Origin of the sequence: Anaerosalibacter bizertensis (assembly GCF_009696605.1) — a bacterium.
Lineage (GTDB): Bacteria > Bacillota > Clostridia > Tissierellales > Sporanaerobacteraceae > Anaerosalibacter > Anaerosalibacter bizertensis.
Genome location: NZ_VULR01000021.1, coordinates 1 through 13603, shown reverse-complemented (window position 1 = coordinate 13603; position 13603 = coordinate 1). Strand labels below are relative to the sequence as shown.

The window sequence follows — 13603 nt, the reverse complement described above, 5'->3', positions numbered from 1 at the left end:
GAAAAAGATAATACAAAAAGAAGGGATACAATGGAAACTATTGTAGTGAAAGTAGAAAAGGACAATCCAAATAGTGAAACAATAGAAAAAGCTGCAGATATAATAAAGAGGGGAGGGACTGTTGCCTTTCCTACTGAGACAGTTTATGGTTTAGGAGCCAACTGTTTTGATGAAGGGGCAGTAGATAAAATATTTATTGCTAAAGGAAGACCACAGGACAATCCACTGATCCTTCATGTAAGCAGCATAGAAGAAGTATATCCTCTAGTGGAAGATATAGATGAAAGGGCAAAGAAGCTTATGGAAAGATTTTGGCCTGGCCCTCTTACCCTTATATTCAATAAGAGTGAGAAGGTATCTAATAAATTAACTGGAGGGCTTTCAACTGTAGCTATTAGGATGCCAAAACATAAAATCGCTTCAGAACTTATAAAACATTCAAAAGTACCTATTGCAGCACCTAGTGCCAACCTTTCAGGTAAACCAAGTCCAACAAATGCAGAACATGTTATTATGGATTTAAATGGTAGGGTAGATATGATTATAGATGGAGGTAGTACTGGTATAGGGGTAGAATCTACTGTACTTGATATATCTCAAGATATACCTACTATACTTAGACCTGGAGGAGTGACTTATGAAGATCTTTTAGAAATATTTCCTCAAGTTAAATACGATGAAAGTATAATAAGTGATGATGAAAACATAGTGCCTAAATCTCCAGGACAAAAATATAAACACTATGCACCAAAGGCTGAAATGATAGTCTTCTCTGGAGATGTAGAAGATATGGTTTCTTCAATAAAGGAATACTCTAAAAAAATGGAACTAGAAGGTAAAAAAGTAGGCATAATGGCTACTGAAGAGACAATGAAAGAGTATGATGAAGGAATTGTATTGACAATGGGAAGTAGGAATGAAAAAGAGACCATAGCTAGAAATCTATTTAAAATATTGAGGAAATTTGATAAGTTAAATGTAGATATAATACTAGCTGAGGGAGTAGATAGAGAAGGCATTGGAACAGCTATTATGAATAGAATGAAGAAAGCTTGTGGTGGAAATATAAGAAGAGTATAAAGGAGAGAGAACCGTGAGGCAAGTTCTATTTGTTTGTACAGGGAATACTTGTAGAAGTAGTATGGCAGAAGGCCTTTTTAAGGATATATTAGATAGGAAGGAAATAAGGAATATAAAGGTAGATTCTGCTGGGGTATTTGCTATGGAAGGAAGTAGGGCAAGTAAGGAAGCAATAGAGATTTTAAAAAAAGAAGGGATAGATATATCTAGTCATAGGGCTAAAATGGTAAATAAAGAGCTTTTAGATGGCTCAGATTTGATACTGACTATGACTAGGTCCCATAAAGACGCATTAATAAATAATTATTCAGGAGTTCAAGGTAAGGTATATACTTTGAAAGAATATGCCTTTGGATTAGAAGAAGATATAATGGATCCTTATGGAATGGGACTGAGAGCTTATGAAGAGTCAAAAAAAGAGATAGAGGAAGCTTTGGAGAAAATTGCAGAAAAAATACAAGAATAGGAGGAATGGAAATGAAGGTAGGAATAGGTTCAGATCATGGAGGATATGAATTAAAAGAATATATTAAAGGTTTTTTAGAAGAGGAAGGAATAGAATATATTGACTATGGTACCAATTCTTCTGAATCAGTTGATTATCCTGAATTTGGAGAAAAGGTAGCTTTGGCTGTTAAAAATGGAGAATGTGATAGAGGTATAGTTGTATGTGGAACTGGTATAGGAATATCTATATCTTGTAACAAAGTAGCAGGTATAAGATGTGCTCTATGTGGTGACACTTATTCAGCTAAAATGTCTGTAGAGCATAATAATGCACAAGTTTTAGCTTTAGGCGGAAGGGTAGTAGGAAAAGATTTGGCTTTAGAAATTGTGTCTACTTGGCTAAGTGCAAGGTTTCAAGGTGGAAGACATGAAAGAAGGGTAAATAAAATTTCTGACATAGAAACTAAGTATATGTTATAATGTATAAGGATTTTTTATAGGAAAAAAATTAAAATATATGGAAGGAGTCTTGTTTATGGGAAAAGTAGTAGTTTTAGATCATCCATTGATCAAGCATAAATTAACTTTTATAAGGGACAAAAATACCGGCTCCAAGGAATTTAGAGAATTGGTAAAAGAAGTTTCTATGCTAATGGCTTATGAGGTAACAAGGGATCTTCCTCTTGAAGAGATTGAGGTCGAAACCCCTATTACTAAAACAAAATCTGAAGTAATAGCTGGTAAGAAACTAGGAATAGTTCCTATACTTAGAGCAGGTCTGGGAATGGTAGATGGTATGTTAAATTTATTGCCGGCAGCTAAAGTTGGACATGTAGGTCTTTATAGAGATCCTGAAACTTTAAAACCTGTAGAATACTATTGTAAACTTCCTCAAGATATTGAAGAGAGAGAACTTATAGTATTGGATCCTATGCTTGCAACAGGTGGCTCAGCAGTGGCAGCTATCCAATTTTTAAAAGATAGAGGAGCTAAAAATATTAAGCTAATGAATCTTATAGCAGCTCCAGAAGGACTAGATGTAGTTGCAGAAGCCCATCCAGATGTGGATATATATGTAGCTAGTGTAGATGAAAAATTAAATGAACATGCATATATAATCCCTGGTCTTGGAGATGCAGGAGACAGATTGTTCGGAACTAAATAAAGTATAAAAAAATCCACTTCAGTATGGAGTGGATTTTTATATATCCAATAATTAGATGCTAGCAATATACATGAAACTTTGATATAATTATCACATTACAACATAATGTAGAGCAATATCTTGTCATTATTTGCAAACCTTTCCATGACACTTTATGAAGGTTAGTGAAAAAACTTTTTAAAAAAAGTTTAAAAAAAAAGGGTTTCTATAAAAATTGTCGAATAGTATATACTGTGATTAAATAAAATAAAAAAATATTGTACTTTCGATACTATATATGTTAAAATATAAACGGAAAAGGGGGAAATAATAAAAAAACATTAAAAAAGTCTATTTTACCCAAAAATAAAAACGTTTTCAATTATTTTCTAGATAACTTTAATACTTTTGTTTCAAATAAAAACAAAATGGGGGAAGAAAATGCAATATCCATTTATTGAAGTTGACATTAAAAAAATAAAACATAATGCAAAGGTTGTTACAGATATATGTAAAAAGCATGGAGTAAATCCAGTTGGAGTAACTAAAGTATCTAGTGGTTCTATTGAACTTGCTCAAGCTATGATAGATGGAGGCATAGATACACTAGGGGATTCTAAATTAGACAACTTAGAAAAGTTTAAAGATTTGCCTGCAAAAAAGATGCTTCTAAGACTTCCTGCAATAAGTGAGGCAAAGAAATTGGTTGAATTTGCAGATATCTCCCTTAATTCAGAGATAAAGACTATAGAAGCTATATCTAAAGAAGCTGTAAAACTGGGAAAAACTCATGAAATCGTTTTAATGATAGATGTAGGAGATTTAAGAGAAGGAATTTTTTATGAAAATAAAGATACTATTATGGAGACGGTTGACCATATTTTAAGACTTGAGGGTGTGAAATTAGTAGGCATAGGTACAAATTTGACTTGCTATGGTGCTATTATACCTTCTAAAGAAAACGTTGGACAACTTGTAGACATTAAAAAGGAAATCGAGGAAAAATTTAATATAGAATTGGAACTTATTTCTGGTGGAAATTCTAGTTCATTATGTTTGATACAACATGAAGAGCTGCCAGAAGGTGTAAATCAAATGAGACTTGGAACATCGATAATTCTTGGACTTGTCGAGGTAACATGGACTATGATACCAGATACTTATAATGATGCCTTTAAGCTTAAAGCAGAAATAGTAGAAATACAAGAAAAACCTTCAATGCCTATAGGTGAAGTAGCTATGGATGCTTTTAGAAATGTACCGACTTTTGAGGATAAAGGTATGATGAAAAGGGCTATATGTGCTATAGGAAAACAAGATTGTGATCCTCAATTTATGCTGCCAGACGATGAAAATATATGTATACTTGGAAGCAGCAGTGACCATTTAATTTTAGACATTACTAATTCTGATAGAGATTATGAAATTGGAGACATACTAAGTTTCACTCTTGATTATGTAGCAATACTTAGATGTATGACCTCACCTTATGTGGAAAGGGTTTATATCTAAGATAAAATAAATATATTTTAAGCAATAATATTATTATCTAAAACATTAAACAGAAGGAGAGATATTAAATGGCGTTATTAAAATTATCACCAGTATTTTTAATGGCAGGGCTAATGATTGGAGGATTTGACGCACTTATAGCGGCACCAATAGCTACAATTTATGCAGCTATAATAGCTAGAGCAACTGCAAAAATTTCTTTTCAAGACAGCTTGAATTCAGCAATTGAAAGTGTAAAAGAAGAACAACTTGTATTCTTTATCTTAATGATGGCCTATGCAATGGCAGAATGTTTTATGTCCACAGGTGTAGGGGCAGCTATAATCAATATGGCTTTGAATCTAGGACTTACAGCTAAGACAGTAGCTGTAACTGGACTTGTTGTAACAGCAATACTTTCAGTAGCAACAGGTACATCATGGGGAACATTTGCAGCATGTGCACCTATATTCTTATGGTTAAACCATATAGTAGATGGAAATCTTTTATTAACAACTGCTGCAATAGCAGGAGGAGCATGTTTTGGAGACAATATTGGACTAATTTCTGATACTACAGTAGTAAGTTCAGGTATTCAAGGTGTAGAAGTTATTGATAGAATTAGACATCAAGGTGTATGGTCTATATTATGTTTAATATTAGCAGGAATAATATTCTTTGGAGTAAGTGTTGGAATGGGATTACCTAATGTAAAGGCAGATGGTGGAGAAGCTATAGACCAAATTCCAGAAGAAGTTTGGCAAAACTTAGAAGCAGAAAGACCTTCAGCTGTAACTCTTTTAAACCAAGTAAAAGAGGGAGTACCATATTATATGGTTATTCCACTAATACTTGTTATAGGATCTGCAATTAAAGGAGTACCAACACTAGCTTGTCTAGGTATTGGAATAGTAACATCATTGATATTGGGAGCCTTTGCAGGAACAGTTACCAATATTAGCGATGTTGTAGGAGATGAAGGATTAATATATACTGGATTTTCAGATGCAGGATCTTGGGTTATAGTAATGATGATGTGGGTAGGAGCTTTTGGTGGAATCATGGGTAGAATGGATGCTTTTGCTCCAATATCCAACTTTATTGTAAGAAAAGCAAAGAGCGTAAGACAACTTATGACTTGGAATGCACTACTTTGTCTATTAGGAAATGCAACTTTATCTGATGAAATGGCTCAAATAGTAACTATTGGACCTATTATCAAAACTATTACAGATAATAACGTTGAAGGTAGCGAAGAAGACATTTATAAGTTAAAACTTAGAAATGCTACTTTTGGAGATGCATTAGGAGTATTTGGTTCACAACTTATTCCATGGCACGTGTATGTAAACTTCTATATTGGAATTGCTTCAGCAGTTTATCCACTACACAAGTTCCAAAACTGGGATATAATTAAATACAACTTCATGGCTATGGTTGCAGTACTTTCTCTACTAATTCTTACTCGTACAGGATGGGATAAATTCATACCAAGATTTGGATTACCATCAGAACCTGATGTAAGACTTAAAAAAGAAGGTTTAGCAACTGGAAAATAAATAAATTTAAAAAAAGCTATCTTAAAGGGGTATACCTCCGATAAGATAGCTTTTTTAGTGAGTTGATTTTTTAAGTTAAACTTCAATTTATGGATTTTTATTTATTTTTATCTAACCTACAAACAAATGAGAAATAGAGGGTTTCTCTGTTTTTTACAACTGCTATTGCGTTTATTTTAACAATTTTCATTCAATTGACTTACGGGAAAAAATAATATAAAATCTTTAAATAGAAAAATTGGAAGCTTAAAGCTTCTTTTTTTAATTTAATAATTATTATTTAAATATGAGTGTATAGCCCTTAAATACTTATACTAATAATTATTTACTAGCACTTATGTGTACTTATTTTCCTATTCTGGAAAGGGTTTGCAGTTTAGCCTAAGTATCAATATTTATTAAATTTTTACCAACTAAAATACTAACTATCTAAAAGGGGAGATTTTTAAATGGCTTTGTTAAGACTTTCACCAGTATTTTTAATGGCAGGACTAATGATTGGAGGAATGAATGCACTAGTGGCAGCTCCAATAGCTACTATTTATGCTGCAGTGATAGCACATTTTACTGAAAAGATTTCTTTTGGGGAGATACTTGATTGCTCAGTAGAAAACGTTAAAGAAATGGAACTTGTATTCTTTATTCTAATGATGGCTTATGCGATGGCAGAATGTTTTATGGCTACAGGTGTAGGAGCAGCCATAATCAATATGGCTTTGAAACTAGGGCTTACAGGAAAAACAGTAGCTGTAACTGGACTTATTGTAACTAGTATTCTTTCAGTAGCAACAGGTACATCATGGGGAACATTTGCAGCATGTGCACCTATATTTTTATGGTTAAACCATATAGTAGATGGAAATCTTTTATTAACAACTGCTGCAGTTGCAGGTGGAGCATGTTTTGGCGATAATATTGGGCTGATTTCTGATACTACAGTAGTAAGTTCAGGTATTCAAAATGTAGAAGTAATTCATAGAATTAAACATCAGGGAGTATGGGCTATACTATGTTTAATACTTTCTATAGTATTGTTTTTTGTAGTAAGTGTTGGAATGGGACTACCTAATACAACTGCAAACGCATCTGAAGCTATTGACCAAATTCCAGGAGAAGTTTGGGATAGTTTAAAGGTTGAAAATCCTTCAGCTGTAACTCTTCTAAATCAAGTAAAGATGGGAGTGCCATATTATATGATCATTCCACTAATACTTGTTATAATAGTTGCAGTTAAAGGACTTCCAACATTGGCATGTCTTGGACTTGGAATAGTTTCATCAATGATTTTAGGATTAGTAGCAGGTACTGTTCCATCTATATTTGGGAAAGGTGGATTTTTAGAACTTATATATTCGGGATTTTCAGATGCAGGATCTTGGGTTATAGTAATGATGATGTGGGTAGGAGCTTTTGGCGGAATTATGACCAAGATGGATGCTTTTGCACCACTATCCAATTTTATAGCATCTAGGGTTGAGAATGTAAGACAACTTATGACTTGTAATGCACTTCTTTGTCTACTAGGAAACGCTGCCCTTTCTGATGAAATGGCTCAAATAGTAACTATTGGACCTATTATCAAAACCCTTACAGATGATAATGTGGAAGCTAGTGAAGAAGATATGTACAAGTTAAGACTTAGAAATGCTGCTTTTGGAAGCTCATTGGGAGTATTTGGTTCACAACTTATTCCATGGCATGTGTATGTAAACTTTTATATTGGAATTGCTTCAGCAGTTTATCCATTACACACCTTCAAAGCTACAGATATTATAAAGTATAATTTCATGGGTATGATTGCAGTTATTTCTATGATAGTTCTTACTCGTACAGGATGGGATAGATTTATACCAAATTTTGATATACCATCAGAACCTGATGTAAAAATTAAAAAGAAAGAAAGTTCTTTAGAAGAATCAGTTTTAAGACCATGTATAACTGAAGAAAGATAGATATAAAAAAAGGTAGAGTTAACTCTACCTTTTTTTATGTGTATATATATTGAATCACCATATACTTATATTATGGCTTCTTTATTGTGTTTAGTTGGATACAGCATAATCATTAGATATGAATTGGGAAAAGATTTGATAAATGGGAAAATACAAGTGAAAGATTTTAATGTTAAATTAATAAATAGGAAACTAGATGAAATTAATAAATGGCTTAAGGAAATGGAATTTCATTTGGTAGAAATACAGGAAAAGCTGATATTGTTGATTTTGTAATAGATAATGAGGAACTGATTATAAAATAAAAGAAAGTCTTTTTATATATTAAAACTTAATATATAATTGTTCACTATAAAGGATATTCATAGCTTATATAGAACAATATAATAATAAGTTTTGTTTCATTGACTTATAGATAAAACTAATATAAAATTTTAAGAAGTAACTCTCATGAAGGAGCGAATACAACTATGGAAAAAATTATAATACCATTTCTTACAGCAATATTTATTTCCCTGTTTATGACACCTGTTGCTAAAAAAATAGCATATAAAATTGGGGCAATAGATATACCAAAAGATAGTAGAAGGGTACACAAGAAACCTATTCCTCTATTGGGAGGATTGGCAATATATATAGCTACAATTGTTTCAGCAGTTATATTTTTACCATTGGATAAAACTTTAGTTTCTATAATAATTGGGGGAAGTATAATAGTAGTTTCAGGAATAATTGATGATTCAATGGATCTTAGTCCAAAGATGAAGCTTGTATTTCAAGTAGTTGCAAGTTTGGTTTTAGTATTGGGAGATGTTAAAATCGATTTTATAACCAATCCATTTTCAAAAGAGAATGCACTTTTATTTTTAAAAGGTTTTTCTGTTCCATTAACTATTTTTTGGATAGTTGGAATAACTAACACATTAAATTTAATAGATGGACTTGATGGTTTGGCAGCAGGAGTAGCCATGATATCTAGTCTATCATTGGTATTTGTAGCCTATAATGCAAATCATTTGATTAGTGATTCATATACAAGTATTATGATTATTTCAGCTATAATAGCTGGAGCTTGTTTAGGATTTTTGCCTTTTAATTTCAACCCAGCTAAAATATTTATGGGAGATACAGGAGCACTATTTTTAGGGTTTATGCTTTCAGCAGTAGCCATAGAAGGGGTAATGAAAAGTGTAGCAACTATAGCTATAGTTGTTCCTATAATTGTTTTAGGCCTTCCTATTTTTGATACTACATTTGCCATATTTAGAAGAATGTTAAATGGAAAATCTATAATGGAAGCAGATAAAGGGCATCTTCATCATAAATTACTTCAAAGAGGACTAAGTCAAAGGCAAACGGTTCTTATACTTTATTTAATAAGTGGAGTATTTGGAGTTTGTGCAGTAGCTATATCTAAGGCTAATAGTAGACAATCTGTTATTATAGCAGGTATAGTTATTTTATTTACTATATTTTTTGCTGTAAAATTAGGCCTTATAGACATGAGAAAAGGTGAAGACTCAAGTAATAGAGATAATGGGAGGAAATAATATGAGAAGATTAAAGGTTATGACTGTATTTGGAACTAGGCCAGAAGGAATTAAGATGGCCCCTATTGTTAAAGCAATGGAAAATACTGAAGAAATTGAAAATATAGTATGTGTAACTGCTCAACATAGGGAGATGTTAGATCAAGTATTGGATATTTTCAAAATTAAGCCAGATTATGATTTAAATATATTTAAACCTGGACAAACCCTAACTGGTATAACTACTAAGGCATTGGAAGGATTAGAAAAAGTAATAGTAGAGACTCAACCAGACCTACTATTGGTTCAAGGAGATACTACAACTGTATTTGCAGGAGCATTGGCAGCTTTTTATCAAAAAGTAAAAGTGGGACATGTAGAAGCAGGTCTTAGAAGTGGAAATTTATATTCTCCTTATCCAGAGGAAGCTAATAGGAAGCTAACAGGTATTGTAACCAATTTCCATTTTGCTCCTACTAATGAAAGCAGGGAAAATTTACTTAGGGAAGGATATCCAGAAGAAAAAATATTTATAACTGGGAATACAGTTATAGATGCATTGTTCCATGTAGTAAAAGAGGATTACATATTTGAAGATAGTCTTTTAAATAGTATAGATTTTGAAAACAAAAGGGTTATTCTACTTACTTCCCATAGAAGGGAAAACATAGGAAAACCTATGGAAAATATATTTACAGCAATAGATGAAATAACAAGGAAATATGAAGATGTAGAGGTAGTGTTTCCAGTACATTTGAATCCAAAGGTTAGAGATATAGCCCATAAGGTATTTGATGGAAATGAAAATATCCATTTAGTTGAACCATTAGACTATGAACCTTTTACAAATCTAATGTCAAAATCCCATATAGTAGTTACAGATTCTGGTGGACTACAGGAAGAAGCACCTAGTTTAGGAAAACCTGTACTAGTTGTAAGAGAAGAAACAGAAAGGCCGGAAGGCATAGAAGCAGGAACTGCAAAATTAGTTGGAACTTCTAAGGAGAATATTTCAAAAGAATTGGATTTACTTTTATCAAATAAAGAAGAATACAAAAAAATGGCTAATGCAGTAAATCCTTATGGAGATGGTAAGGCTTCAGAAAGGATAGTTAAGGTTATTCTTGAACAGGTGAGGTAAAACTTTGTAGAAAAATGTTTGATTTATAATATCTATATGTTATAATAAAGGTATATTACAATAAAAATTGAATATATTAGTAAAGTAGAACAAGTTAATTTTTTAACAAAGTCATAGAGTTTATATTTAAATAACAATATATTATAAATATTCTCAAAACTTATACTATAATACAAATAATTAATATAAAGTTGGCACATAATTTGCATATATTTATATGTGACACTTGTGCCATGCACATATAAATATAAAATAAATTAAATATAACTATAATAGGAGGTATTTTATTATGAAAGAAGTTGTTATTGCAAGTGCAGTTAGAACAGCAGTTGGAACTTATGGTGGTTCCTTTAAAAACGTACCAGCGGTAGATTTAGGAGCTGTTGTTGTAAAAGAAGCTATAAAAAGAGCAGGTATAAAGGCGGATCAAGTTGATGAATTAGTATTTGGTAATGTACTTCAAGCTGGATTAGGACAAAACGTAGCTAGACAAGTATCAGTTCATGCTGGCATTCCAATAGAAGTGCCATCTTTCACAGTTAATAAGGTTTGCGGATCTGGACTTAAAACTGTTGAATTAGCAGCACAAGCTATTGTAGCTGGAGAAGCAGACATAGTTATAGCAGGTGGAACAGAAAATATGAGCCAAGCTCCATATGTATTAAACAACAATAGATGGGGCCAAAGAATGGGCGATGGAAAAGTAGTAGACGAAATGATTAAAGACGGACTTTGGGATGCATTTAATGACTATCATATGGGTATTACTGCTGAAAATGTGGCAGAAAAATGGAATATTACTAGAGAAGAACAAGATCAATTTGCATTAACTAGCCAATTAAGAGCTGAAGAAGCTATTAAGGGTGGAAGATTCAAAGATGAAATAGTACCTGTAGAAGTTCCACAAAGAAAAGGCGATCCAAAAATAGTTGATACTGATGAACATCCAAGATTTGGAAGCACAATTGAAGGAATGGCAAAATTAAGACCAGCATTCAAAAAAGATGGAACTGTAACTGCTGGAAATGCTTCAGGAATTAATGATGGTGCAGCAGCATTAGTTGTTATGTCAAAAGAAAAAGCAGAAGAATTAGGAATAGAACCTCTTGCAACTATAGTATCCTATGCTTCAGCAGGTGTAGATCCAAGTATTATGGGAACTGGTCCAATACCAGCATCAAGAAAAGCTTTAGAAAAAGCTAATTTAACTGTTAAAGATTTAGATCTTGTAGAAGCAAATGAAGCTTTTGCTGCTCAATCTCTAGCAGTAGCTAAAGAATTAGGATTAGACATGGAAAAAACTAATGTAAATGGTGGAGCAATTGCATTAGGTCACCCTATAGGAGCTTCAGGAGCAAGAATACTTGTTACACTACTATATGAAATGGCTAAGAGAGATGCAAAACATGGTTTAGCTACTCTATGTATTGGTGGAGGACAAGGAACTGCACTAATAGTTAGAAGATAATTGTAGACAATAATGAATATTTTATAAAATTTAAATAAATTTTTAATATTAAACAATAGCTGTTATCATTATAGCAGCTATTGTTTAACTAAAATCATATAAATTTTTTGCCAAAAAAAGACAAAAAATTTGAAAAAAAATTAACAAATGTTATAATGTAATCAGAGAATAAAAAAAACATATGGAGGTGCGTATCATGAATAAGGTAGTGACTATAGAAGAAGCTATCAGCCATATAGAAGACGGTATGTCTATTATGATTGGCGGTTTCTTAAGTTGCGGTACTCCTTGCAAACTAGTAGATGCGCTAGTTGAAAAGGGAGTTAAAGACTTGACAATCATAAGTAATGACACAGGATTTGTAGATTCAGGTGTTGGTAAATTAGTAGTTAACAAACAAGTTAAAACTCTATATGCAAGCCATATTGGAACAAATAAGGAAACAGGAAACCAAATGAATGCTGGTGAAATGGAAGTACATTTAATTCCACAAGGAACACTAGCAGAACAAATAAGAGCAGCAGGAGCAGGACTTGGTGGATTCTTAACTCCAACAGGCGTTGGTACTGTAATAGAAGAAGGAAAAGAAAAAGTAGAAGTAGATGGTGTAACTTATCTATTAGAAAAACCATTAAAAGCTGATGTTGCACTATTACTTGGACATAAAGTTGATAAAAAAGGAAATATTGTCTATAGAGGAGCAACTAGAAATTTCAATACTGTAATGGCAACAGCTGCTGATTTAGTAATAGTTGAAGCTGAAAACTTAGTAGAAGTTGGAGAGATAGATCAAAACGAAGTTGTAACTCCAGGAATCTTTGTTGACTACATAGTTGGAGGTGACAAATAATGGATAAGAAAGAAAGAAAAGCTTTTATAGCTAAAAGGGTTGCTAAAGAATTACATGATGGTGACGTAGTTAATCTAGGTATTGGACTTCCAACAATGGTTGCTAACTATGTACCAGAAGGTATGGATGTTACTTTCCAATCAGAAAATGGATTTGTTGGTTTAGGACCAGCGCCAGAAGAAGGAAAAGAAGATAAAGATATAGTTAATGCTGGTGGTATGCCTGTAACTATAAAAGAAGGCGGAGTATTCTTTGATAGTGCTACATCCTTTGGTATAATCCGTGGTGGACACGTTGATATTACAGTTCTAGGTGCACTACAAGTAGACGAAAAAGGAAACCTTGCAAACTGGATGATTCCTGGCAAAATGGTTCCAGGAATGGGTGGAGCTATGGACTTAGTAGTAGGTGCTAAAAAGGTTATTGTAGCTATGGAGCACACAGTTAAAGGTAATGCAAAGATATTAAAAGAATGTAATTTACCTTTAACAGCTGCAGGAGAAGTAGATTTAATTATTACTGAAATGGGAGTTATGGAAGTAACTGATAAAGGGTTAGTTCTAACAGAAATAAATCCTGAATTCACAGTAGAAGATGTTAAAAATGCTACAGAAGCAGAATTAATAGTAGCTGATGATCTTAAAAAAATGGAAGCATAAGTTTTTAAAATATTAAATTATGCAGCATCTAATATATTAGTTGCTGCATAATTTAAATCAAAATCGAAAAAGAGTTTTGAATTTTCATATTATTGTAAATCTTTACATACTTTAACGTCTAATATAATTTTTTCAAAAAAATAAATATAATTTAAAAAGACCAGCTAATTAAAGTCAATAGATTTTAGCAAAATAATATTTAATGTTTTTTGGAAAAATTAATAATAAAAAAATGCACACCTAATAAACCAATAATTATTGGCTTAAAAAACGAAACTGTTAT

Annotated in this window: 12 protein-coding genes; all 12 read left to right on the top strand. The window is 32.3% G+C overall.

The annotated features are described in order from the left end of the window. The first annotated feature begins 30 nt into the window (after positions 1 to 30). The 12 genes from FYJ27_RS11435 (at position 31) to FYJ27_RS11380 (ending at position 13320) form a co-directional block, all read left to right on the top strand. Complete coding sequence (locus tag FYJ27_RS11435; protein WP_154484956.1) at positions 31 to 1080, top strand: L-threonylcarbamoyladenylate synthase; 1050 nt, start codon at positions 31 to 33, stop codon at positions 1078 to 1080. A gap of 13 nt (positions 1081 to 1093) precedes the next feature. Beyond that, the gene (locus FYJ27_RS11430) at positions 1094 to 1546 is read left to right on the top strand and encodes a low molecular weight protein arginine phosphatase (RefSeq protein WP_326831088.1); all 453 of its coding nucleotides are present in this window, start codon (positions 1094 to 1096) and stop codon (positions 1544 to 1546) included. 11 nt (positions 1547 to 1557) lie between these two features. Then, entirely contained in the window at positions 1558 to 2007 is a 450-nt protein-coding gene (gene rpiB / locus FYJ27_RS11425) for a ribose 5-phosphate isomerase B (protein ID WP_154484955.1), read from the top strand. A 55-nt stretch (positions 2008 to 2062) separates the two neighbouring features. Then, the gene (gene upp, locus FYJ27_RS11420; RefSeq protein WP_154484954.1) at positions 2063 to 2692 is read left to right on the top strand and encodes a uracil phosphoribosyltransferase; all 630 of its coding nucleotides are present in this window, start codon (positions 2063 to 2065) and stop codon (positions 2690 to 2692) included. A 420-nt stretch (positions 2693 to 3112) separates the two neighbouring features. Then, positions 3113 to 4183: an ornithine racemase Orr gene (orr, locus tag FYJ27_RS11415; protein WP_154484953.1), complete on the top strand. Its 1071-nt coding sequence runs from the start codon at positions 3113 to 3115 to the stop codon at positions 4181 to 4183. Between the two features lie 68 nt (positions 4184 to 4251). Next, on the top strand, positions 4252 to 5721 hold the full coding sequence (locus FYJ27_RS11410) for a Na+/H+ antiporter NhaC family protein (protein WP_154484952.1): 1470 nt from the start codon (positions 4252 to 4254) through the stop codon (positions 5719 to 5721). Positions 5722 to 6170: 449 nt separating this feature from the next. Next, positions 6171 to 7673 carry a Na+/H+ antiporter NhaC family protein gene (locus FYJ27_RS11405; protein ID WP_154484951.1) on the top strand — a complete coding sequence of 501 codons (1503 nt, stop codon included), beginning with the start codon at positions 6171 to 6173 and terminating at the stop codon, positions 7671 to 7673. 470 nt (positions 7674 to 8143) lie between these two features. Beyond that, positions 8144 to 9223 carry a glycosyltransferase family 4 protein gene (locus FYJ27_RS11400; protein ID WP_154484950.1) on the top strand — a complete coding sequence of 360 codons (1080 nt, stop codon included), beginning with the start codon at positions 8144 to 8146 and terminating at the stop codon, positions 9221 to 9223. Between the two features lies 1 nt (position 9224). Then, complete coding sequence (gene wecB, locus FYJ27_RS11395; RefSeq protein WP_154484949.1) at positions 9225 to 10343, top strand: non-hydrolyzing UDP-N-acetylglucosamine 2-epimerase; 1119 nt, start codon at positions 9225 to 9227, stop codon at positions 10341 to 10343. A gap of 289 nt (positions 10344 to 10632) precedes the next feature. Then, entirely contained in the window at positions 10633 to 11811 is a 1179-nt protein-coding gene (locus tag FYJ27_RS11390; protein WP_154484948.1) for an acetyl-CoA C-acetyltransferase, read from the top strand. Positions 11812 to 12007: 196 nt separating this feature from the next. After that, on the top strand, positions 12008 to 12661 hold the full coding sequence (locus FYJ27_RS11385; protein WP_154484947.1) for a CoA transferase subunit A: 654 nt from the start codon (positions 12008 to 12010) through the stop codon (positions 12659 to 12661). Then, positions 12661 to 13320, top strand: a complete 660-nt coding sequence (locus FYJ27_RS11380; RefSeq protein WP_154484946.1) for a 3-oxoacid CoA-transferase subunit B — start codon at positions 12661 to 12663, stop codon at positions 13318 to 13320. Before FYJ27_RS11385 ends, FYJ27_RS11380 begins: the two co-directional genes overlap by 1 nt. Positions 13321 to 13603 lie beyond the last annotated feature (283 nt).

What these genes read in the sequence shown, in the direction of transcription:
- FYJ27_RS11435 (WP_154484956.1), top strand. Translation starts at nt 31, where the DNA reads ATGGAAACTATTGTAGTGAAAGTAGAAAAGGACAATCCAAATAGTGAA.
- rpiB (WP_154484955.1), top strand. Translation starts at nt 1,558, where the DNA reads ATGAAGGTAGGAATAGGTTCAGATCATGGAGGATATGAATTAAAAGAA.
- upp (WP_154484954.1), top strand. Translation starts at nt 2,063, where the DNA reads ATGGGAAAAGTAGTAGTTTTAGATCATCCATTGATCAAGCATAAATTA.
- orr (WP_154484953.1), top strand. Translation starts at nt 3,113, where the DNA reads ATGCAATATCCATTTATTGAAGTTGACATTAAAAAAATAAAACATAAT.
- FYJ27_RS11410 (WP_154484952.1), top strand. Translation starts at nt 4,252, where the DNA reads ATGGCGTTATTAAAATTATCACCAGTATTTTTAATGGCAGGGCTAATG.
- FYJ27_RS11405 (WP_154484951.1), top strand. Translation starts at nt 6,171, where the DNA reads ATGGCTTTGTTAAGACTTTCACCAGTATTTTTAATGGCAGGACTAATG.
- FYJ27_RS11400 (WP_154484950.1), top strand. Translation starts at nt 8,144, where the DNA reads ATGGAAAAAATTATAATACCATTTCTTACAGCAATATTTATTTCCCTG.
- wecB (WP_154484949.1), top strand. Translation starts at nt 9,225, where the DNA reads ATGAGAAGATTAAAGGTTATGACTGTATTTGGAACTAGGCCAGAAGGA.
- FYJ27_RS11390 (WP_154484948.1), top strand. Translation starts at nt 10,633, where the DNA reads ATGAAAGAAGTTGTTATTGCAAGTGCAGTTAGAACAGCAGTTGGAACT.
- FYJ27_RS11385 (WP_154484947.1), top strand. Translation starts at nt 12,008, where the DNA reads ATGAATAAGGTAGTGACTATAGAAGAAGCTATCAGCCATATAGAAGAC.
- FYJ27_RS11380 (WP_154484946.1), top strand. Translation starts at nt 12,661, where the DNA reads ATGGATAAGAAAGAAAGAAAAGCTTTTATAGCTAAAAGGGTTGCTAAA.